Origin of the sequence: Klebsiella sp. WP8-S18-ESBL-06 (assembly GCF_014169755.1) — a bacterium.
Classification (GTDB): Bacteria; Pseudomonadota; Gammaproteobacteria; order Enterobacterales; family Enterobacteriaceae; genus Kluyvera; species Kluyvera ascorbata_B.
In genome coordinates, this window is sequence record NZ_AP022256.1 from 126,936 (window position 1) to 145,059 (window position 18,124).

Here is an 18,124-nt window from a genome sequence, read left to right on the forward strand (position 1 = left end):
ACACAACATTATGAACGCAAAAACTCTCTCTTTCGGGCTCATTATCGCGCTCGTCACCGCCATGCTGGCGGCCGGTATGACGGTCGTGGGCACGCATTTGCTGCGTATGGATGAAGCCACGGGCAGCAGCTTCTTATCGGGGATGTTCTCCAGCTCATCTAAGGAGTCCGTGGAGTTCGTGGAAATTAAAAACGTGGTGATCACGCTCAAAGGTAAAGGGCAGACCGAACGCTATTTGCTGCTGGAGCTGAACCTGGCGGCCAAAGGTGCGGAAAATGCGCGTAAAGCGCAGGACATGATCCCGGCGGTACGCGGTGCGACGGTCAGCCTGCTGTCCGACATGGATTACGACGACGTGCGCGCAATGAGCGTGAATACGCTGCACGACAAGCTGATGGCGGCCTACGCCGACCGTTTCAGCAGCCTGAAGATGAGCGTCCCGTTTGATGACGTCATCATCAGCAAAATGGTCTTCCAGTGATAGATACGCCGCAATGGAAATGATGGACTTTATCGCGAGTGACACGCTGAGCCCGGTTGATGAGGCGCGCTATGTACGCGCCTACCTGCCGCTGGTTAACAGGGTGGTTAAGCAGCTCGCCTACCAGACCAGCAGCGTCATCGACCGGGAAGACATGGAGCAGATAGCCCTGATGGGTCTGCTCTCGTCGCTGCGCCGCTATGGGCATCCGGACGAACAGTTTGCTGCCTATGCCGTACAGCGTATTCGCGGTGCGGTACTGGACGAACTGCGCCTGCTGGACTGGCGTCCTCGCCGCCTGCGGCAGAAGACCCACAAACTGAATGACGGTATCCGAGAAATTGCGCGCCAACTGGGGCGGACGCCCAGCTTCGAGGATATCAACCGCCACCTGTCGATTACGGCGGAGGAGTACCAGGAATATTTATTGCTGGACTGCGCCAAAACGATAGAGAGCCTGGATGAGCTGTTAGGCAACGATGTTCACACCGGGGCGCTGAACAGCCGCCCGCTGGAGGATGAAGTCGTGGTGAGTCGGACGCTGCGCAGCGCGCTCGCCTCGCTGGATGAACGCGAGCAGCTGATCCTGACGCTGTATTACCAGCATGAAATGAGCCTGAAAGAAATCGCGCTGGTTCTCGAGTTAACCGAGGCCAGAGTCTGCCAGCTCAATAAAAAAATCGCCCAAAAAATTCAGTCTTTTTTCCGGAAGTGAAAGGTTTATGCAGAAATTCTTCGGTATCGTGATCATTATGGGGTGCGTGGTTGGCGGCTTTCTTATGTCCGGCGGCCAGCTCTCTTCTTTCTGGCAGCCGGGTGAAATTATCATCATTCTGGGTGCTGGCCTGGGGGCGATGGTGCTCGCCAACCCCCGCGCCGTGCTGGCGGAAATGTACCGCCAGTTTCGCGGCATTATGCGCAAAAACGAATACACCAACGAATACCAGCGCCAGCTGCTGATGCTGCTGTATGAACTGCTTGAACTGGTGCAGGACGGCGGCCTGAAGGTGCTGGACGAACACATTGAAGCGCCGGAAAACAGCGCGCTGTTCCAGAAATACCCGCTGATGCTGCGCGACAAAGCGCTGGTGACGTTTATCTCCGATAACTTCCGCCTGATGGCGATGGGCAAGATTAACGAACACGAGCTGGAAGGCATCCTGGAGCAGGAGCTGGTGGCGATGGAAGAGAACCTGCTGCAGCCGTCTCGCTCGCTCCAGCGTACGGCAGAAGCGATGCCGGGCTTCGGGATCTGCGCGGCGGTACTGGGGATCATCATTACCATGCAATCGATCGACGGCTCGATTGCGGTGATCGGCGTGAAGGTCGCCGCTGCGCTGGTCGGTACCTTCCTCGGCGTTTTCTTCTGCTACTGCTTAATGGACCCGGTGGCGAACGCCATGGAACAGCGCACCAAGAAACAGCTGGCGGTGCTGGAGTGCGTGCGTACGGTGTTGGTTAACCACGTTGCGGGCAAACCCACGCTGCTGGCGGTGGATGCCGGTCGCAAAATGCTGCCGATGGACACCAAGCCGACCTTCGCCACCCTGGACGGCTGGGTTAACCAGATGATTGGTGAAGTCTGATGCGCAGCCGCAACAAAGAACATACCACGATCATCAAACGCTCCTCGCGCAAAAGCCATGATGCCTTTCATGGCGGCGCGTGGAAGGTGGCTTTTGCCGACTTTACGCTGGCGATGATGGCGCTGTTTATGGTGCTGTGGATTATGGGTGCGGTGACGGAAGAAGAGCGTAAAGAGATTGTTTCGCTGCTGCACGGCGAGTCGATTTTTGAAGGAAACGCGTTGACGCCGGTGACCCAGAAAGAGGGCAACGGCGGCAAGATAGCGCTGCTGGACACGCGGCATGCAAAGAAAGACGCGTTGAAAGAACAGGCGCAGAAAGACGCCGCGTTGGCGAGTCAAATGAACGGTGCTGAGAGCCTGAGCGACGTTAAGGCCCGCTCGCAGAGCGAGATTGAGGATCTGGCGCGCACGATCATGAAGATCACTTCGGCCTACGATGCCCAGGCCAACCTGAAGATGGAAATTGTGCCGCAGGGGCTGCGTATCCTGGTCACCGACGACCAGAAGCGTGAGATGTTCCAGCGCAGCAGCGCCATTCTGACGCCGTTTTTCCGCCGTCTGCTGACCGAGTTCGCGCCTGAACTGAACAAGATAGATAACAAGATCATCATCACCGGGCATACCGATGCCACCCGCTTCCGCGACCAGGAGCTGTACAACAACTGGAATCTCTCCGGCGAGCGTGCAATGCAGGCGCGTAGCGTGCTGACCCGCAGCGGACTGGATGCCAGCAAGATTTTACAGGTCAGCGGCATGGCCGATCAGATGCTGCTGGACCCGGAAAATCCGCTGAGCTCCGCGAACCGCCGCATTGAGATTATGGTGCTGACGAATTCCGCGAGCGATTCGTTGTACCAGTTCTTTGGCCAGCATGGCGAGAAGGTGATTAAGCCGCTGGTCGATAAGATCAGTCACAACCGATAACCCGATATAACGCCGTGAAACGTTTCCTGATTACCATCCCCTTTGTACCTGCTCGGGCGACCCTGTCCCGACAGGTACGCTTTTTTTCCCTTTTTTTGCTGGCGCTACTGATGGCGTCAGGTTACGCCAATGCCAAGCCGCAGCCCGCAAAGACCGCGCAGGCAAAATCCGTCAGCGAAGCGCAAAAGCGCAAGCTGAACCGCGAACGGCTGCTGGCGAAGGCCAAAAAGCGCGCCGTAGCGGTGCCGCCGACGCCGGAGCAAAAGCGACGTGAGATAGCGAAAAGAATCGCCGAGCGCGCCAAAAACCGCGAAGTGCTGGCGATGCATGGCCGCTGGACGCCGGGCCAGCTGGGGGGATCGCAAGCGCTGTGGGATGACGTGCAGGAAGGTAAAGTGGCGAAAAAAACCGCGCTTCCACACGGCAGTTTCCGCCTGCGCACGGTGTTGCATCGTCTGCAAAGCCAGCTCGGTAAACCCTATCTGTGGGGCGGTAAGAGCCCGACCGAGGGCTTCGACTGTAGCGGGCTGGTGTTCTACGCCTTTAACCACGTGCTGGACCGCAAGCTGCCGCGCACCGCTAACGGCATGTATCAGGATAACCATCTGAAATCGATTCACCGGGGCAGCCTGAAGCAGGGCGATTTGGTGTTCTTCAACATTAATCAGCGACCTGGCGCCGATCATGTCGGCGTCTATCTCGGCGATGGGCGCTTTATTGAGGCGCCGCGCACCGGGCTGAATATCCGTATCAGCAAGCTGTCGGACGATTTCTGGCAGTCCCATTATCTTGGCGCCCGCCGCGTTCTGTAGAACGGCGTGGCGCGTTAAAAACACCTTCTGAACTGAGACTTTGACCATGACGCGTATGAAATTTGCCATTGATGATGGCTCGACCAACGTAAAAATTAGCTGGATTGAAAATGGCACTCTGAAAACCGTGGTGTCGCCGAACTCGTTCCGTAAAGACTGGAAGAGCGCGGCGCTGCTGCGCGGCCAGGCGGTATATAACTACACCATCGGCACCACCAAATACACCTACGATGCAACCTCCGATAAGGCGCTATCGACGACCCACATCGATTATCAGTATGACGATCTCAATCTGCTGGCGGTGCACCACGCGCTGCTGCTGACCGGCATGACGCCGTGCGATGTTGAAGTGATTGTGACGCTGCCGATTACCCAGTACTACAACCCGGACGACTGCCAGCGCAACGAAAGCCGCATTGAAGCCAAGCGCCGCAACCTGATGCGTGATATCGCGCTGAACAAAGGTGAACTGTTCCGTATCGTCGACGTGCAGGTCATGCCGGAAAGCCTGCCGGCCGCGCTGTCGCATCTGCTGAACTCCAACGTGACCGAATTCACCAAATCGCTGGTGATCGACTGCGGCGGCACCACGCTGGATATGGGGGTGATTGTCGGCGAATTTGACGATGTCTCCGCGATTTACGGCAATAACGAAATCGGCGTAGCTATGGTGACCGACGCCACGCGTAAGCTGCTGGCCGCTGCTGACAGCGACTCCAGCTATCTGGTGGCTAATGAGCTGATTAAACGCCGCCATGACGATGAATTTGTGAAAAGCGTGATTAACGATGAATCGCGCATTGCCGACATTCTCGAGCGTATCGAGATTAAAATTCAGGAGTTGGGTGACCAGGTGGCCTATGAGGCGAAGAAGTTTGCCAAGAACCCGAACCGCGTGTACCTGGTGGGCGGCGGCGCACATCTGATTGAGAGCGCGGTGCGCGAAACCTACGCCACCCTCGGCGATCGCGTGATTACCATCGACGCTCCGCAGAGCGCGCTGTCGCGCGAGATTTGCCTCTATCACGCGGATACCAGCGTGGAGACGGTAGCGGCACCGCACATGGCCGAGGTGGGCGACGATGAGTAACAGGCACATTCGCCGCGTTAATCTCTCGCTGCATTTGTCGCCGGAACATTCGCGCGCGGATCTGCGCGCCATGCTGCAACTGAAAAAGTGGCATCAGACGTTGAGCCAGGCGGGCAACAACCCGGGCGATGCGAGTATGGAAATGCGCCGTTTTCACCGCAACGTCTATCTTGCCGGGCTGCAATTGCAGCTGCTGAACCCGCAGCTGTGCAGCCACGTGGCCGAATCCATGGGGCGTGAAACGCTGACCCTGGACGCGCTGTGCAGCGAGCTGACCGCGGCACAGCTGCTGCCCGCCAGCGTCGCCGCTGAACCGGTAGCAGACGCGCCTGCGCCCAGCGTCGATTTCAGCAAGCAGCAGCTGCGGCAGATGCGCGCGCTGATGTCGGACGCGCTCCAGCGCCAGCCGGCTCCAGCGCCGGCCGAACCGGATGACGGCATGCACGAAACGCTCGGCCAGCTGCGCAGTGAAGTCGCCCAGCTAAAAGCGCTGCTGAACCAGCAGCACCTGTTGCTACAGCAGCTGCGCCTGTCCGGCCGCACCGCGCCGGCGGCGGAGAGTGTGAAAAACGGTCTCACCGAAGAAGTGGACCTGAGCACCCTCGCGGCCCCGGCGCAAAAGATGAAGCAAATCCGCCAGAAAGGCATTTTTTAAGACACAAAGGCACGTCAGAAGCGGGTTCGCAGGGTTTTATTGCCGGCGAGGCTTAAGTTATTCGGTGCAGGCGTCGCCTTTTCTGGACAGTTATCGCGGTATGAGGCCGGTATGGAAAAGAGTGCAAATTATGTGGTGCGCTGCGTAGAGAACGCCAAATTCGATGTGGGGATTGATTTTGTCATTCAGCCTATCTTCGATTTATCCCGGGTGGCCTGCATCGGCGGCGAAGTGCTGGTTCGCGGTACGCACCGCCGCAACGTCGTGCCGCCGGTCGCTTTTATTCAGCACCTTGAAGAGAACGGCACCATCGTTGAGATGGGCTACTACGTGATGGAAAAAGCGTTGTCGTTTATCGCGCAGAAGCAGGCGGACGCGCACGAAGCGTTTATGTACACGCTGAACATTTCTGCCGTGCAGCTTAACGACCCCGAGTTTGCCGACCACGCGCTGGGCATTGTCGAAACGCGCCAGCTGCACGCGGCACAGCTGGTCTTTGAAATTACGCCTGGCCCGATCGCGCTAAACGAGGCGGGATTGAAGAATCTACAGGCATTGCAGGATGAAGGTATCAACATTGCCTGGGACGGCGTCGGTTCGCTGGAGATCCTGCGCGAGCGGTTGGCCTGCTGGGAGCCAGACTATATCAAGCTCGATCGCAGCTGTCTGGCCTGCAACCGGCAAGAGGAAACCGCGAGCATCCTCCAGCTGATTGCCCAGCATGATATCGACGTCATTATTGAAGGCGTTGAAAACTATACGCAAATATCCAGCATGCTGAAGCAGGGCGTGAAATATGGGCAGGGATACCTGTTTTCCCGGCCGATCAGCAAAGAGAGCTTCCAGCGTGAATACATGCAGCACCAGCAGGCGCAAACGCGCGCTGCTCACGCGCAGCGTTAAGCGTGCGGATGGAATTAACGAGCGATGAACAAAACGTACGCCGGTAAAGCCGAGCACAGAAATACTGTGCTAGTGATTTTGGTTTTTGTGGCCGCCGTGGCCCTGGCCATCTGGATGACGTTCTCTATTGCGCAGCAGCAGCTGAACGCGCAGATTGGACGCCAGGCAATGCCTATTCGTAGTGCGGTGGAAAACCTGCTGGGCGAGACGCGCAGCGTCGTGCTCGAAGCGAAGGGATGGATGGGCAAAAGCTGTAATCGGCAGATGGAAAGCCGCCTGAATGGGTTACAGACGCGTGAGTTGAGCATGCTGGCGATCAACCTGCTGGACGGTAACCGCATCACCTGTTCTTCACTGCTGGCAAATCAGGGCGTACGCATAGACCTCAACGGCTTCAGCGCGCAGGGGGTGAAGATTGATGATTCCGTGGCATCCGCAGGCATCCCGGTTTTTTCAATCTATCAACGTGGCCTCAACGGTGAAGGTATCGTGGTTGCTGCAGATCTGCGCTACCTGTGGGGCATCACCGGCAACAGCAACCGCGATGAGCGTTTTGCGCTGTTGGTCAATAACAAGCTGCTCACCAATAAGGGCATTTTTGCCGGTTCTGAGGCGCAGCGCGGCGCACTGGACTATCAGCAGCGCCTGACCGGCGAAGACTATACGCTGGTCTGGCGCATGCCCAGCGCGCAAGAGGTCTGGCGTGAAATTCTGGGTTCCTGGTTCTATTTGTTGGTTATCATCGCCACGCCGCTATTATTGACGGCGCTGGTCTGGTCGCTGCTGACGCGTCGCCGTTCGCTGTACCAGTATTTGATTAACGCGGTGCACGAAGACCGCATCATGCCGTACTATCAGCCGATTATTTGTGCCCACAGTAACCGGGTGATTGGCGCAGAAGTTTTGGCCCGCTGGGATCACCCTGAGATTGGTTTTGTGCCGCCGGATATTTTCATCCCGGTCGCCGAAAAGACCCAGATGATTGGCCTGATGACCGAAAACCTGCTCAAACGGGTGCTTGCCGACTACCAGCGCCCGGACAGCATGCTGCCGGACGGGTTTATCTTTAACGTCAATATCAGCCACACGCACCTGGCAGCGGAAGATTTCGGCGCATTTACCCGGGCGTTTGCCGCGCGCTTTAAGCGGCTGGGGCTGCGGCTGGCGTTTGAGTTTACGGAAAACGAGCAGCTCGATCTTAACGGCGATTTGCTCAATAAGATCAAGGTGATCCGCGATAGCGGTATCGCTATCTCGCTGGATGACTTTGGGACCGGGTTCTCGAATCTGTCGTGGATTGCCAGCCTGAACCCGGACAGCATCAAGATTGACCGCATGTTTATCAACCAGATTTCGCCGGATGCCTCCACGCCGCTGATTAACTGTGTGATCGACATGGCCAAGCAGATGGGCATTCAGACGGTGGCGGAAGGGGTTGAACACGACTATCAGGTCTCGTGGCTACAGGAAAACAACATCGATTGTTTCCAGGGATATTTCTATTCCAGACCGCTCACCTTTACGGCATTTATCGACTATTTCCGCCATGACGTGATGACTCAGCATCTGCGAATGCCGCCGCATCCGCACGACACCTCTTTGCCGCACCAGGCCTGAGGCCGTCGGCGTCGCTAACCTCTCCGGCTGGGCCCGCAAAATGCATCCGCGGGGCAGCCGGGAGGTGCCTGCCTATTATTGCTTTATTGATAACAGTCTATTGCTATTTATACCATTTATGTAATTAGTCAGCGGTCGTATCCTTCTTCGCATCACGTTACCGAGCGTAACGCCCTAAACCGAACAGGATATGATGATGAAAATGTTTACCGCGATTTTTGCTGCCTCTCTGCTGTCTGCCACTGCTTTCAGCGCCTCGGCGCAAAGCGTCACCGCCACGGGCTCCACGCTGGACTCCGCCGAAGCGGTGATTGCCCAGAAAGCAAAACAGATGCACGCCTCTGAATACAAAATCACCAGCGCCCGCATGGGCAACACCGTGACCATGAGCGCTGAACTGTATCAATAAGAGGGGGGACAACAGCATGTTATTCAATCAATACGCACTTAATGACCTGTCGCTGGCCAACCGCATCGTGATGCCGCCGATGACCCGCTCACGCGCCGGTGACGGCGATGTCGCCACCGACATGATGGCCGACTACTATGCCCAGCGCGCCAGCGCGGGGCTCATCATCAGCGAAGGCACGCAGATTAGCCCGCAGGGCCAGGGCTACGCCTGGACGCCGGGCATGTACTCCGAGGCGCAGATTGCCGGCTGGAAAAAAGTGACCGACGCGGTACACCGGGCGGGCGGTAAAATCTTTGCCCAGCTGTGGCATGTGGGCCGCGTTTCACATGCGGCATTACAGCCGAACGGCGCACAGCCGGTGTCTTCGTCCGCCATTCAGGCCGAAGGCGTGAAGGTCTTCGTGGATGTAGAAGGCCGCGGCCCGCAAAGCGGCGTGGGCGCGATGCTTCAGCATGATATGCCGCGCGCGCTGCGTACCGATGAGATCCCCGCTATCGTTAACGACTATGCGCAGGCGGCGCGTAATGCGATTGCTGCTGGTTTTGACGGCATTGAGCTGCACGGTGCCAACGGCTATCTGATCAACCAGTTTATCGATTCACAGGCCAACCTGCGCGACGACGAATACGGCGGCTCGCTGCAAAATCGCCTGCGCTTTATGAAAGAGGTGGTGGCCGCGGTATCCGAGGCGATTGGTAAAGAGCGGGTGGGGATCCGCCTGGCGCCGCTCACCACGCTGATGGGCTCGTGTGACGACACGCCGGAAGCCACCTATCTGGCCGCCGCCAGCGTGCTGAGCGAGATGGGCATCGCCTATATTCATATCGCCGAAGCCGACTGGGAAGACGCGCCGGTGATGCCGGCGGCCTTTAAAGAAGCGCTGCGCATTATCTTCCACGGCACGCTGATCTATTCCGGTAAATACACCAAAGCCCGCGCGGAAGAGGCGCTGGCGAAGGGCTGGGCGGACCTGATTGGCTTTGGCCGCCCGTTTATCGCCAACCCGGATTTACCGTATCGTCTGCAGCATGATTTGCCGCTGAATGCGCCGGTGAAGGAGCAGTTCTTCGGCGGTGGGAAGGCGGGGTATGTGGATTACCCGACGGTAGGGTGAGGGGTCTCAGCAGCCCAGGAGAGTTTTTCTACGCGGTGCGCTCGGGACAGATTCTCTTTAGTAGGTCACGTTGATGGTCACCGTGTCGGTATAGGTGTCCGGGCGATAGTTGGCGCTCGGCACCACGGCGTATACCTTCTGGTTGACCGACTGGCCGGTGCCGGTTCCCGCAATCGTATTTGATGATGTGATATTCCCCCATGCGGTGCCCGGTACACTCGCCGTTGAATTTAGCTGATAGGGGACAAGGTCGGTATTGGTTGTGGAGGACGTTTGGCTTTTCATCACGCCGCTGCCGGTGGCGCTGCCATTCGACGGTGAAAGACCGATAGTGTAAGGCGTGGTGTTAGTGCAGGCCATGGTGAAGACATTTTGCCCGGGCACGTTGGTTTGGTTAAACAGCACCGATCCCATGTTTATGGTGTTGGTTGCGCTGACGTTGCACTGCTTGTTGACGGTGGCAGTGACGGTAAACGGGAAACTGCCGATAATGGTTTGACCACAGGTCGTCGGCGCGGCGATCAGTGAGCCGTTGACGGTAATGCTGGCCGTTGCGGCGCTGTAGGTATCGGTGTAGGTTCCTGGAACTACGCTGGTTTGCCCGGACGGAATCGTGGCGTAAACGGTCAGGCTACCGGTAATGGTGACAAGGTTTAACAGGTTCATGTAATCCTTCGGCGAGGTGCCGCTTCCTGCGGACTCATTTCCCCAGATAATTTTTGCGCCGCCGGAGTCCTGGTAATAGAGCTGATAATTGAGCGTTCCGCCGCCGGGCCCCGTCATTTTGCGAGTATTGATGGTATTGGTGCCGTTTGCGCCGACGTTAAAGCAAATGGTGTAACCGGCCAGCGTATCCACAATCAGGACCTTGGTGCAGGTATAGTTAAAGGTCATGGAGGTGGTGGCATCGGTATTGGCTATCGGGTTAACCGCGCTGAAATTGACGCTGGAGACCGCATTCACCGTGCAGCTCACGGCGAAGCTTTTCAGCGGGAAAAAACAGAGCCCCGCGAATAAAATCAGCACTCTTAGCCACATGGTTTCAGCTCCTTACTGGCACGTTAACGGTCCGATTTGCGGAATGTCCCGCGCCTTATCCGGATAGTCGAATTGGGCCGTGCACACGCCCGCGCTGGTGGTGACATTCAGCGTGTTATGCGCTTTAAGGGTGTCGAAATAGACCATGCCATCAAAGCCCACCATCGCCTGCTGCGCGCGATCGCCGTTGACGATGGCGGTTGAACCTTCCGGGATAACACTCCCTTTTGCATCTTTCACGACGATCAGCGCTGAACGCACGGTTTTAACCGTAAAGTTCACCATCGCACCGGATCGATCGGCGGGGATCGCGATCGCATTGACCGGATCGATCCGCATGTTTGCGGGCAGATTCAGCGGGTTAATGCTGATCTCATTTTCCTGATAGCTGTTCAGCGGCGTAACCAGCAGCAGGCCGCTGCTATTGCTGGTGCCAATAGGGTTGTTTTGCAATAACACCGGGACATCCGGGATACCGTCGGTGGAGACCACCGCAAAACCATTGATGATGTTTCGCGACGCAAACAGGCCGCCGCCCATCAGCACCAACGCGCCATCGGCGCCCGCGTAGGCCGTCTGGTTGTCTGACAAACGGCTGTACCCGCCGTACACTTTTCCATAGCGGCCCAGATAGCCCAGCTCGCCCTGACCATTTTGCTGAGATTCCTGCCGGTTGAGCGCCATGTTCCACCCCCATCCGCCTTCGGACGGCTGCGTTTTGCTGGCGTTGAGCGTGTAGCTCATCTGGTCATTGTTTTGCTGCACGGTGCTGCTGGCGTTGATGCCATTTTCAAGCGAGATGCTCACCATCAAATACAGGCTGCGATCGCGGCTACGGTCAATGTTCTGATTGAGTCCCGCGTTGAGATAGATGTTATCCGTCAATGGGTTATACCAGCTTGCGTTGCTATAACGCTGGGTGCTTTCGCCGGGCGTACGAAATTGCAAATAACCCACGCTAAAGCTGCCGAAGGCGTCGGTGCTGTAGCCCACCACGGTGCTTTGGTTAAGGGCGGGGGGCGCCTGGCCGTAGCGGGTGGCAACGTCGTGGTAGTCATTGATCGTGGCAATGGTTGATGTGCTGAAGCTAAAGCGGTTATCGCTCCAGCGATAGCCCAGGCTGTAGAGAAGGCCATGTTTCCCCGAGTCGGCGCTCATTGCCAGCGCCGCTGAGAAGGTACCGCTGCGCGTGCCTGGCACCCAATCGGTGCTGAAGCCACCGTTTACCAGGCTGTCGGTGGCCTCAGCGTGTGCCCCGGCGGTAAAACCGTTTGTAAAACCGTGCCGCCAGGTTCCGCTCAAGGCGGGCGTGCTGGCGTAATCGAAGGACGAATAGCCGTAGTCGTTGCGCACCACGCCCACTTCTGCGGACCATTCGGTGATCCCCTTACGCAGCAACGATTGGTCGTTATAAAACGAGAAGCTCTGGAGCGTGGTTTTACCTAGCGCATCGGTCATGGCGACCTGCCCGGTGCCGACGCCGTTAATATTCGGCAGCGTATTGATTTCAAAATTCCCCGCCGGGACTTCACCGTTGTAATACTTCACGCCGTTCATATACAGCTCAACGCTGGACGGCAGCGTTGCGGAGCCGAAAAACGAGGGCAGCGGCGTAGTCGGGGTGTACGGCTGGAGGCTGTAATCGGTACCGATCTGCAGACCGGCGATACGAGTGGGCCGCGACCAGTTCAGCGAGCTGGTGAACGTATCACCCACGGTGACCGAGAGCACCTTGTCAGGGAAAGAGGAGCGCCAGCTGGTGTCCAGCCGGGTGACGCCATTGTGCTGGTCGTAGTCTTCGTTATTGTTGGTATAGCGCGCTATTTGCGTGGAGCTGAGCACGCCAAGGCCGCTAAACGCGCGCAGTTCGCTGTAGGCGCTGGCGCTATTTTGCGTACTTTTTTCCTGTGAGGCATAGAGGTCATAATTGAGCACCAGCCCGCGCGAGGTGGTAGCCTGCGGGTTGGTGGTATCCTTCTCATTGAGCTGCGTGGTGCCCATGTCCAGCAGCGCGAGCGGTGCCGTCAGCCCTAATGTTTGCAGCTTCGCATCGTAGTCGACACGCAGCTGCGGAATGGCGCTGAGGCTAACCGGGTCTGGGGTTTTCGGGTCGATCCGTAAACCAATCCTGCGCAGGCTATCGGCGCTGGCGTACAGCGTATTGTTATCGTAGCCAAAGTGCGCCAGCCCGATGTGCGTCTGGTTGAGGGTGACATCGAGATAGAGATCGACGCCGACCAGCGGTTTGCCGTCAGAAATCACCTCATCCTGCGATGAATCGGTGCTTTTCATTTCCGCAGACGTCTCCCTTGCTACAAATAACACATTGAATAGTAATAAAATAATAAGACGGTTAGGCCCGTTATAGCGCTTGTCGCGTTTTTTTTCCATTGACCGTGACTTCAAGCTGCCCTCCCAGGCCTACGTCACCTGCGCCCGCGGGGATAGCCCAGCGCATGGTCGAGCCGGGAAGGACATAGCCCAGTAACCCGGGGGTAATCTGTTTTCGGCTACCTGCCGCCGTAATCACGCTGACTTCAGAGAGCTGAGCGTGCCCGTCCCCCTGATTGTTTGCTTCCAGAAAGACCTTGCCGTCGCTGCGATGGATTTGCCATTGCAATTTGGCAAAGGTGTCCGTCACACCGGGCGGCTGGATAAAGACGGGAACGGAGTAATGCAGGACAAACTGCAGCGCATTTTTTTGTCCGGAAGTTGGCGGCAATTCATTGATTGATAGGCGGTAAGCGTCTTCAACGTTGGCCGTTGAGCCGGTACGAATAACGCGAATAAGCTGCCGCCCGCCGGGGGGCAACGTCAGCATCGGTGGGCTAATCACCAGCCCTTGCGATGCTGAGAGCTGGTCGTTATAGCCGCTTTGGCTCCAGCGAAACACGCGCACCTGCGCGTTGATTGGCAGGCTTCCTGAATTACTCAGCCAGATCCCTTCCGCGCGCTGAGTTTGCTGCAGCGTCAGACTGACCGGCGTGACCTGCAGGCCACTTGCGGCGGCATTACCGCTGGCAAGGGCTAAACCGCAGACAAAGGCAAGCGCACACGTTTTCCCATTCATGCGTCATCCTTGAACTAGTAGTTAACGTTGATGGTGACCGTATCGGTATAGGTATCGGGCTTGAAGTTGGCGTTAGCGGCCACGGCGTAAACGGTGACGTTCTGCGCCGCGCCCGTTCCGATCCCGGCGACCCCGTTCCCCTCGCTGATGGACGTTGCGGTATTGCCCCACGGTTTAGTACCGGCTGAGTCCTGGTTGAGCTGGTAAGGGACTTTATCGGTATTTCCGGTGGTGCCCGACATGGAACCAGAGCCGGTGGTCGTTCCGCCGTTAGCGCTGGATGGCGACAGGCCAATATTGTAAGGCGTCGATTTGGAACAGGTTACGGCCATGACGGTAGAGCCGCTGGTATTCGTCGCGCTGGATAATACGGTACCCAGGTTTAGCAGTGCAGGCTGCGTGACGGAGCAGGTACTTTGAATAATAATCTGCACCTGAAATGTATTTGTGGCTACCGCCGCATTCGCCGATGGAATAAGTGCGGCTGCCAGATTGAATAAAATGAACCTAATAGATGTGTTCATCGTATTGACCTCTACGCAGGTATTATTTTTCCCTAGTAAAACAATAACGTATGAAGACTAAATCCCTGATATAACTGTAGAGTATGTAGTAAACTTCTGCCAATTTGCCTTAAGACTATTTTATTAAAAATAGATCCTCCATCACCTTATTGGGTGATAAAAGAGAAATGCAGCATATATGATATATTTAAAAGCTAAGTGATTATTTAAAATGGGATAATGAAAACCACACGTTGCGAATAATTCGCAGGAATTTTATTGATAATAAATTAATGTGTAGCGTTAATGAAATGATGGGCTATTTCGGATACTTTTTTTCCAGAGTATTCCCTAATATTAGGGGGGCAGTGCAATGGTAGGCCCGATAAGCGTAGCGTCATCGGGCAATGCCGCTACGAGCACATTAACCGCCTTCGTACTCGCCGTTTGACTGACCGCTGAACCATCCGGCGCTGCCCGATCGTTGAATAAGGGCCTGGCGCTCAATGTACCGCCGATACCGCCGTGGCAATCTCTTTCAGCTTCTGCTGCGTTTCCTTCAACTCCGCCAGCAGCTTTTGCTCCTGCTCGCCATAGGCCATCAGGACGATGCAGCCGTCCATCACCTTTACGCTAACCTGTTGCCCGGTTTCAAACCCAGCCTCGCGCAGCCACTTGCCGGAAAGGGTGAGGCTTGGGGTGTTTTTGTTTGCGCCCTGCGGGCGATATCCCACAATTAACGTGCGCTCGGTTTTTGCTGCGGGTAAGTCTGGGGTAGAATGCGGGGTAGCCATAATCAACTCCTTGATAGTTGGTGAGGTTAGCTGCTCTGGTTGTGTTCCCGCACACCAGGGCGTTGTTTATCTCAGGAGGTTTTAGGTGGCCTCCTATATGTGTCAGATTAGATGGATAGGTGGCCTCATGTCAATCGTATCGCGCGAAAAAAAACCAAAAGGCGGCGGTCAGTCGCCGCAGTTTAAGATGCGAATTGATCCGGCGTTGAAGGAGCAGTTGGATGCTGTGGCGGCGGGGGAAGGGGTGAGTCTCGCCAGTTGGTTTAAGGAGTTGGCGAGAAAAGAGCTAATGGAGAGAGGTATTAGGCCTAAAGGATAATTTATAACCATTGTTCGCAGCTAATATGGGACTCTCCACGAGAATAATAATGACATTTTCCACAGAGAGTACACCCAACCTGTGAATTTACCAGATAATTTGGGTTAGCAATTAAATCCCTACAAATGCCGATAACAGCATTGTGTGGTAGAGTACCATCGAACCATTTTAAAGATAGACCGGAAATAATGAATTTTTTATTATTATAAACATTAACAACATTTAATGAGTTATTGATTCGTGATTTTAACATAGCTTTTGATTCAGGATATATCATATGCTTATTTATATTATAAAATCCAAATGATAAATCAAAATAATCAAATGGTAATTCAAGAATCTTATGTATAGACTCGTTTCTTTGTTTATCTATCTTCTGTACCCCAGTGAGTAGAGAAATTCTAATAGATGTCTCAACTTTGTTGGATATTTTACTGATGAGCTCCTTCATTTTTTCAAGTGCATATGATGCATTCTGACAAAAGACTCTATCAAGCAGCAAACTAAATAAGTAACCATGCCCGGCATGAATCTGGATATGCTTAAAACCGTGTTTTATTGCCAATTCAGCAGCAAGTGTTAAGTTAATAAAAATATCATTAATTTCAAGTTTGTTAATGTTATTAACTAATGATAAATAGTCTTCTACTGCAGTAGATGATGTTGAGGATACAAATTTTTTGTTTCCTATGTAATTTTCCCATGTTGAACTAAGTTGTATTCCTGCTAAAGAATTATTGTTATTTATGGCATCACTTAGATGTTGCCATTTCGATGAATCTGACATAAACAAACAATAATCGTTACTACCATAGCCGTTAGGGATAACGACATTTCCTACAATTGAGCAGTATATTTCTTCTCCACTTCGTTGTTGATGAAAATCTATTAGTCTGTCATCCGGAGCGTTATTCTCCCCAAATCCTGTATTGACAGCTAGGAAGAAAATTTTTCTATTTCTTAAGTGTGTTGTATCGATCATTATTAAATTCCATCTTTTTTATAGTTTCGGATTCGATATCTATATCCAAAATTGCAGAAATCCTTAACAAATAAATAAAACTATCAACCCATTCTTCTCTTAAGTTTTTTTCAGCGTTATCGATATCGCAAATATAATTTTCGTTTGATAGTTTTATGTTTATTTTTTTTACGATATTTGAAAACTCACCTATCTCACCGAATAAACCAATAAGGTCTTTAGTTATCTGCTCGTACTTATCGATATTAGATTCAAATTTTACATTAAAACCAAAGTTTTCGTCTTGCTTTATTTGTAGTTCTCTTAATTTATTTATATTCATATTTTAGATACCTTATCCATTAATGTTGTTATTAATAGTACAATAAAACTAGCGATTAGGCTAATTATAAGAGATTTAGTAGTATCTAACCATTGGCTATCAATTGCTGCAATCAATAATGCATTTATAATCATTAGGCAAATTAACAAAGATGATGAAATCTTTTGATATCGAAGACATTTTCTTATACTGAGTGATACATAATTAGGAATAATCTTGTGTGACTCATTTTCCTCTTTATCTACTCGAGAATCAGTCGCTACATCCGCATGTGTTTTTTGGAGTTGTTTTTTTATCGGCCATGTATTAGTCTGAAAGCCATGCTGGCCTACATATGGTTTTGTAGTCGTAGATTCTAAAGATGAAAAATCGATCTTAGCAATAGATTCACTTTGTGGGATAACAATATATTTATCACTAATATTTTGTGTTACTATTCCTAGGTTACCTGAGAAGCCAGGGTCAGCATTGGTACAAGCTGGTGTTAAACCTATGCTAAATAAAGAACCTTTACTAATAACCCGGCCAAGAGTATTATGTGGTATGTTTAATTTTTCTTTGGTTATTAGTACAACTAAATGGCCTGGCTTTATTATAACATCTTGGTTCGGTTGTAATTGTATTAGTTTGTCACCTTCTGTTAAGTCATAATAGCAATTTCCCATTCTCAGCTCATAAGAAGATGGGCCGATGTTAGAAGGTTCATAATCTATTATTAGGTTGTTACTATTAATTTCGGATGCTATTTTTGTATTAGAGTAAACAGACATTAAGATATCCTTAATATTGACTCATTTTGATTTTTGAAATTTATATGATTTGGCGGAAGATCACAGGAGTCGAACCTGCCCGGGACCGCTGGCGGCCCCAACTGGATTTGAAGTCCAGCCGCCTCACCGGAGACGACGATCTTCCGCGCCTACATTGCTACATGGAGGCGGGGCGCATTATATCTACTTTCAATCATTTACCACATCCCCCAAGGGCACATTTTTCGCCCTGTTGCCGTTGCGCTCTCTGGCATTCCAGATAAAACCATTATTTTTCCTATGGTTACATTTTTCGTCTGCCGCGCAGCGCGCGCTTTACCGCACGTCTTGCCCGTTGAATGGCGTAAAAAACATCACGATGACCGAATATTTGACCCTCTGGCGGGCATTTAGCCTCGTGTTTATAGACCGCTGGACGCTCAGGCTTACGGCGTAAACGAACCGGGACAGTATCAGTCACAAAGGGCATCGCTAAGAAAGCGTATAGATAAAACGGGGAGATGATTTGGGGGAGATACGCGTGAATTTTGGCGGAGACCGCAGGAGTCGAACCTGCCGGGAGCCGCAGGCGGCTACCACTGGAAATGAAGTCCAATCGTCTCACCGGAGACGACGATCTTCCGCGCCTCGATTGCTACATGGAGGCGGGGCGCATTATAGCTACTTTCAACCGCTTACCACATCTTTACTTACATTTTTCAGCATCTTTTTACTCACCTGCGTGCGTTAG

At 53.4% G+C, this 18,124-nt stretch carries 20 protein-coding genes and 2 tRNA genes; 12 read left to right on the forward strand and 10 right to left on the reverse strand.

The window, feature by feature from the left end:
* Positions 1-10 precede the first annotated feature (10 nt).
* The 11 genes from H7R76_RS00615 to H7R76_RS00665 all read left to right on the forward strand — a co-directional run bounded on the left by H7R76_RS00615 (position 11) and on the right by H7R76_RS00665 (position 9,596).
* Positions 11-481 (forward strand): flagellar basal body-associated FliL family protein, encoded by a 471-nt coding sequence (locus tag H7R76_RS00615; protein ID WP_106924911.1) that lies wholly within the window; start codon positions 11-13, stop codon positions 479-481.
* Positions 482-500: 19 nt separating this feature from the next.
* On the forward strand, positions 501-1,196 hold the full coding sequence (locus tag H7R76_RS00620) for a FliA/WhiG family RNA polymerase sigma factor (RefSeq protein WP_106925179.1): 696 nt from the start codon (positions 501-503) through the stop codon (positions 1,194-1,196).
* A gap of 7 nt (positions 1,197-1,203) precedes the next feature.
* Positions 1,204-2,067: a flagellar motor stator protein MotA gene (gene motA / locus H7R76_RS00625; protein WP_106924912.1), complete on the forward strand. Its 864-nt coding sequence runs from the start codon at positions 1,204-1,206 to the stop codon at positions 2,065-2,067.
* Positions 2,067-2,993: a putative lateral flagellar export/assembly protein LafU gene (gene lafU, locus H7R76_RS00630; RefSeq protein WP_106924913.1), complete on the forward strand. Its 927-nt coding sequence runs from the start codon at positions 2,067-2,069 to the stop codon at positions 2,991-2,993. The genes motA and lafU overlap by 1 nt, the downstream gene beginning before the upstream one ends.
* Positions 2,994-3,103: 110 nt before the next feature.
* Positions 3,104-3,805, forward strand: a complete 702-nt coding sequence (locus H7R76_RS00635) for a C40 family peptidase (protein WP_182929797.1) — start codon at positions 3,104-3,106, stop codon at positions 3,803-3,805.
* Positions 3,806-3,860: 55 nt separating this feature from the next.
* The gene (parM, locus tag H7R76_RS00640; protein WP_197974859.1) at positions 3,861-4,895 is read left to right on the forward strand and encodes a plasmid segregation protein ParM domain-containing protein; all 1,035 of its coding nucleotides are present in this window, start codon (positions 3,861-3,863) and stop codon (positions 4,893-4,895) included.
* The gene (locus H7R76_RS00645; protein WP_182929798.1) at positions 4,888-5,550 is read left to right on the forward strand and encodes a hypothetical protein; all 663 of its coding nucleotides are present in this window, start codon (positions 4,888-4,890) and stop codon (positions 5,548-5,550) included. Before parM ends, H7R76_RS00645 begins: the two co-directional genes overlap by 8 nt.
* A gap of 111 nt (positions 5,551-5,661) precedes the next feature.
* Positions 5,662-6,453: an EAL domain-containing protein gene (locus H7R76_RS00650; protein WP_106924917.1), complete on the forward strand. Its 792-nt coding sequence runs from the start codon at positions 5,662-5,664 to the stop codon at positions 6,451-6,453.
* Positions 6,454-6,477: 24 nt separating this feature from the next.
* Positions 6,478-8,070 (forward strand): EAL domain-containing protein, encoded by a 1,593-nt coding sequence (locus tag H7R76_RS00655; RefSeq protein ID WP_106924918.1) that lies wholly within the window; start codon positions 6,478-6,480, stop codon positions 8,068-8,070.
* A gap of 196 nt (positions 8,071-8,266) precedes the next feature.
* Positions 8,267-8,479: a YdgH/BhsA/McbA family protein gene (locus tag H7R76_RS00660; RefSeq protein WP_182966711.1), complete on the forward strand. Its 213-nt coding sequence runs from the start codon at positions 8,267-8,269 to the stop codon at positions 8,477-8,479.
* Between the two features lie 16 nt (positions 8,480-8,495).
* Positions 8,496-9,596: an alkene reductase gene (locus H7R76_RS00665; protein ID WP_182966713.1), complete on the forward strand. Its 1,101-nt coding sequence runs from the start codon at positions 8,496-8,498 to the stop codon at positions 9,594-9,596.
* A gap of 57 nt (positions 9,597-9,653) precedes the next feature.
* Here the strand turns inward: H7R76_RS00665 and H7R76_RS00670 are convergent, their stop codons facing one another.
* The 5 genes from H7R76_RS00670 to H7R76_RS00690 form a co-directional block, all read right to left on the reverse strand.
* Positions 9,654-10,634, reverse strand: a complete 981-nt coding sequence (locus H7R76_RS00670) for a Csu type fimbrial protein (protein ID WP_106924921.1) — start codon at positions 10,632-10,634, stop codon at positions 9,654-9,656.
* Between the two features lie 12 nt (positions 10,635-10,646).
* Positions 10,647-12,926 (reverse strand): fimbria/pilus outer membrane usher protein, encoded by a 2,280-nt coding sequence (locus tag H7R76_RS00675; protein WP_227673937.1) that lies wholly within the window; start codon positions 12,924-12,926, stop codon positions 10,647-10,649.
* Positions 12,927-12,996: 70 nt separating this feature from the next.
* A complete protein-coding gene (locus H7R76_RS00680) occupies positions 12,997-13,704 on the reverse strand; it encodes a fimbrial biogenesis chaperone (protein ID WP_106924923.1) in 708 nt (235 codons plus the stop codon).
* A 14-nt stretch (positions 13,705-13,718) separates the two neighbouring features.
* Positions 13,719-14,228 (reverse strand): Csu type fimbrial protein, encoded by a 510-nt coding sequence (locus H7R76_RS00685; RefSeq protein ID WP_106924924.1) that lies wholly within the window; start codon positions 14,226-14,228, stop codon positions 13,719-13,721.
* A gap of 482 nt (positions 14,229-14,710) precedes the next feature.
* The gene (locus tag H7R76_RS00690) at positions 14,711-15,001 is read right to left on the reverse strand and encodes a SymE family type I addiction module toxin (RefSeq protein WP_182929802.1); all 291 of its coding nucleotides are present in this window, start codon (positions 14,999-15,001) and stop codon (positions 14,711-14,713) included.
* A 127-nt stretch (positions 15,002-15,128) separates the two neighbouring features.
* Here H7R76_RS00690 and H7R76_RS00695 point away from each other — a divergent pair, with 127 nt between their 5' ends.
* Positions 15,129-15,320 (forward strand): hypothetical protein, encoded by a 192-nt coding sequence (locus H7R76_RS00695; protein ID WP_182966717.1) that lies wholly within the window; start codon positions 15,129-15,131, stop codon positions 15,318-15,320.
* Between the two features lies 1 nt (position 15,321).
* On the opposite strand, the gene H7R76_RS00700 is transcribed toward H7R76_RS00695, so the two are convergent.
* The 5 genes from H7R76_RS00700 to H7R76_RS00720 all read right to left on the reverse strand — a co-directional run bounded on the left by H7R76_RS00700 (position 15,322) and on the right by H7R76_RS00720 (position 18,016).
* Positions 15,322-16,302, reverse strand: a complete 981-nt coding sequence (locus H7R76_RS00700; protein ID WP_182966719.1) for an oxidoreductase — start codon at positions 16,300-16,302, stop codon at positions 15,322-15,324.
* Entirely contained in the window at positions 16,274-16,624 is a 351-nt protein-coding gene (locus tag H7R76_RS00705; protein ID WP_182966721.1) for a nucleotide pyrophosphohydrolase, read from the reverse strand. Before H7R76_RS00705 ends, H7R76_RS00700 begins: the two co-directional genes overlap by 29 nt.
* On the reverse strand, positions 16,621-17,394 hold the full coding sequence (locus H7R76_RS00710; protein ID WP_182966723.1) for a dCTP deaminase domain-containing protein: 774 nt from the start codon (positions 17,392-17,394) through the stop codon (positions 16,621-16,623). Before H7R76_RS00710 ends, H7R76_RS00705 begins: the two co-directional genes overlap by 4 nt.
* A gap of 50 nt (positions 17,395-17,444) precedes the next feature.
* Positions 17,445-17,539, reverse strand: a tRNA-Sec gene (locus H7R76_RS00715).
* A 383-nt stretch (positions 17,540-17,922) separates the two neighbouring features.
* A tRNA-Sec gene (locus tag H7R76_RS00720) sits at positions 17,923-18,016 on the reverse strand.
* Positions 18,017-18,124 lie beyond the last annotated feature (108 nt).

Bases quoted from the DNA above. Each gene is read 5' to 3' on its own strand.
- H7R76_RS00615 (WP_106924911.1), top strand. From the start codon at position 11: ATGAACGCAAAAACTCTCTCTTTCGGGCTCATTATCGCGCTCGTCACC.
- H7R76_RS00620 (WP_106925179.1), top strand. From the start codon at position 501: ATGATGGACTTTATCGCGAGTGACACGCTGAGCCCGGTTGATGAGGCG.
- motA (WP_106924912.1), top strand. From the start codon at position 1,204: ATGCAGAAATTCTTCGGTATCGTGATCATTATGGGGTGCGTGGTTGGC.
- lafU (WP_106924913.1), top strand. From the start codon at position 2,067: ATGCGCAGCCGCAACAAAGAACATACCACGATCATCAAACGCTCCTCG.
- H7R76_RS00635 (WP_182929797.1), top strand. From the start codon at position 3,104: ATGGCGTCAGGTTACGCCAATGCCAAGCCGCAGCCCGCAAAGACCGCG.
- parM (WP_197974859.1), top strand. From the start codon at position 3,861: ATGAAATTTGCCATTGATGATGGCTCGACCAACGTAAAAATTAGCTGG.
- H7R76_RS00645 (WP_182929798.1), top strand. From the start codon at position 4,888: ATGAGTAACAGGCACATTCGCCGCGTTAATCTCTCGCTGCATTTGTCG.
- H7R76_RS00650 (WP_106924917.1), top strand. From the start codon at position 5,662: ATGGAAAAGAGTGCAAATTATGTGGTGCGCTGCGTAGAGAACGCCAAA.
- H7R76_RS00655 (WP_106924918.1), top strand. From the start codon at position 6,478: ATGAACAAAACGTACGCCGGTAAAGCCGAGCACAGAAATACTGTGCTA.
- H7R76_RS00660 (WP_182966711.1), top strand. From the start codon at position 8,267: ATGAAAATGTTTACCGCGATTTTTGCTGCCTCTCTGCTGTCTGCCACT.
- H7R76_RS00665 (WP_182966713.1), top strand. From the start codon at position 8,496: ATGTTATTCAATCAATACGCACTTAATGACCTGTCGCTGGCCAACCGC.
- H7R76_RS00670 (WP_106924921.1), bottom strand. From the start codon at position 10,634: ATGTGGCTAAGAGTGCTGATTTTATTCGCGGGGCTCTGTTTTTTCCCG.
- H7R76_RS00675 (WP_227673937.1), bottom strand. From the start codon at position 12,926: ATGAAAAGCACCGATTCATCGCAGGATGAGGTGATTTCTGACGGCAAA.
- H7R76_RS00680 (WP_106924923.1), bottom strand. From the start codon at position 13,704: ATGAATGGGAAAACGTGTGCGCTTGCCTTTGTCTGCGGTTTAGCCCTT.
- H7R76_RS00685 (WP_106924924.1), bottom strand. From the start codon at position 14,228: ATGAACACATCTATTAGGTTCATTTTATTCAATCTGGCAGCCGCACTT.
- H7R76_RS00690 (WP_182929802.1), bottom strand. From the start codon at position 15,001: ATGGCTACCCCGCATTCTACCCCAGACTTACCCGCAGCAAAAACCGAG.
- H7R76_RS00695 (WP_182966717.1), top strand. From the start codon at position 15,129: ATGTCAATCGTATCGCGCGAAAAAAAACCAAAAGGCGGCGGTCAGTCG.
- H7R76_RS00700 (WP_182966719.1), bottom strand. From the start codon at position 16,302: ATGATCGATACAACACACTTAAGAAATAGAAAAATTTTCTTCCTAGCT.
- H7R76_RS00705 (WP_182966721.1), bottom strand. From the start codon at position 16,624: ATGAATATAAATAAATTAAGAGAACTACAAATAAAGCAAGACGAAAAC.
- H7R76_RS00710 (WP_182966723.1), bottom strand. From the start codon at position 17,394: ATGTCTGTTTACTCTAATACAAAAATAGCATCCGAAATTAATAGTAAC.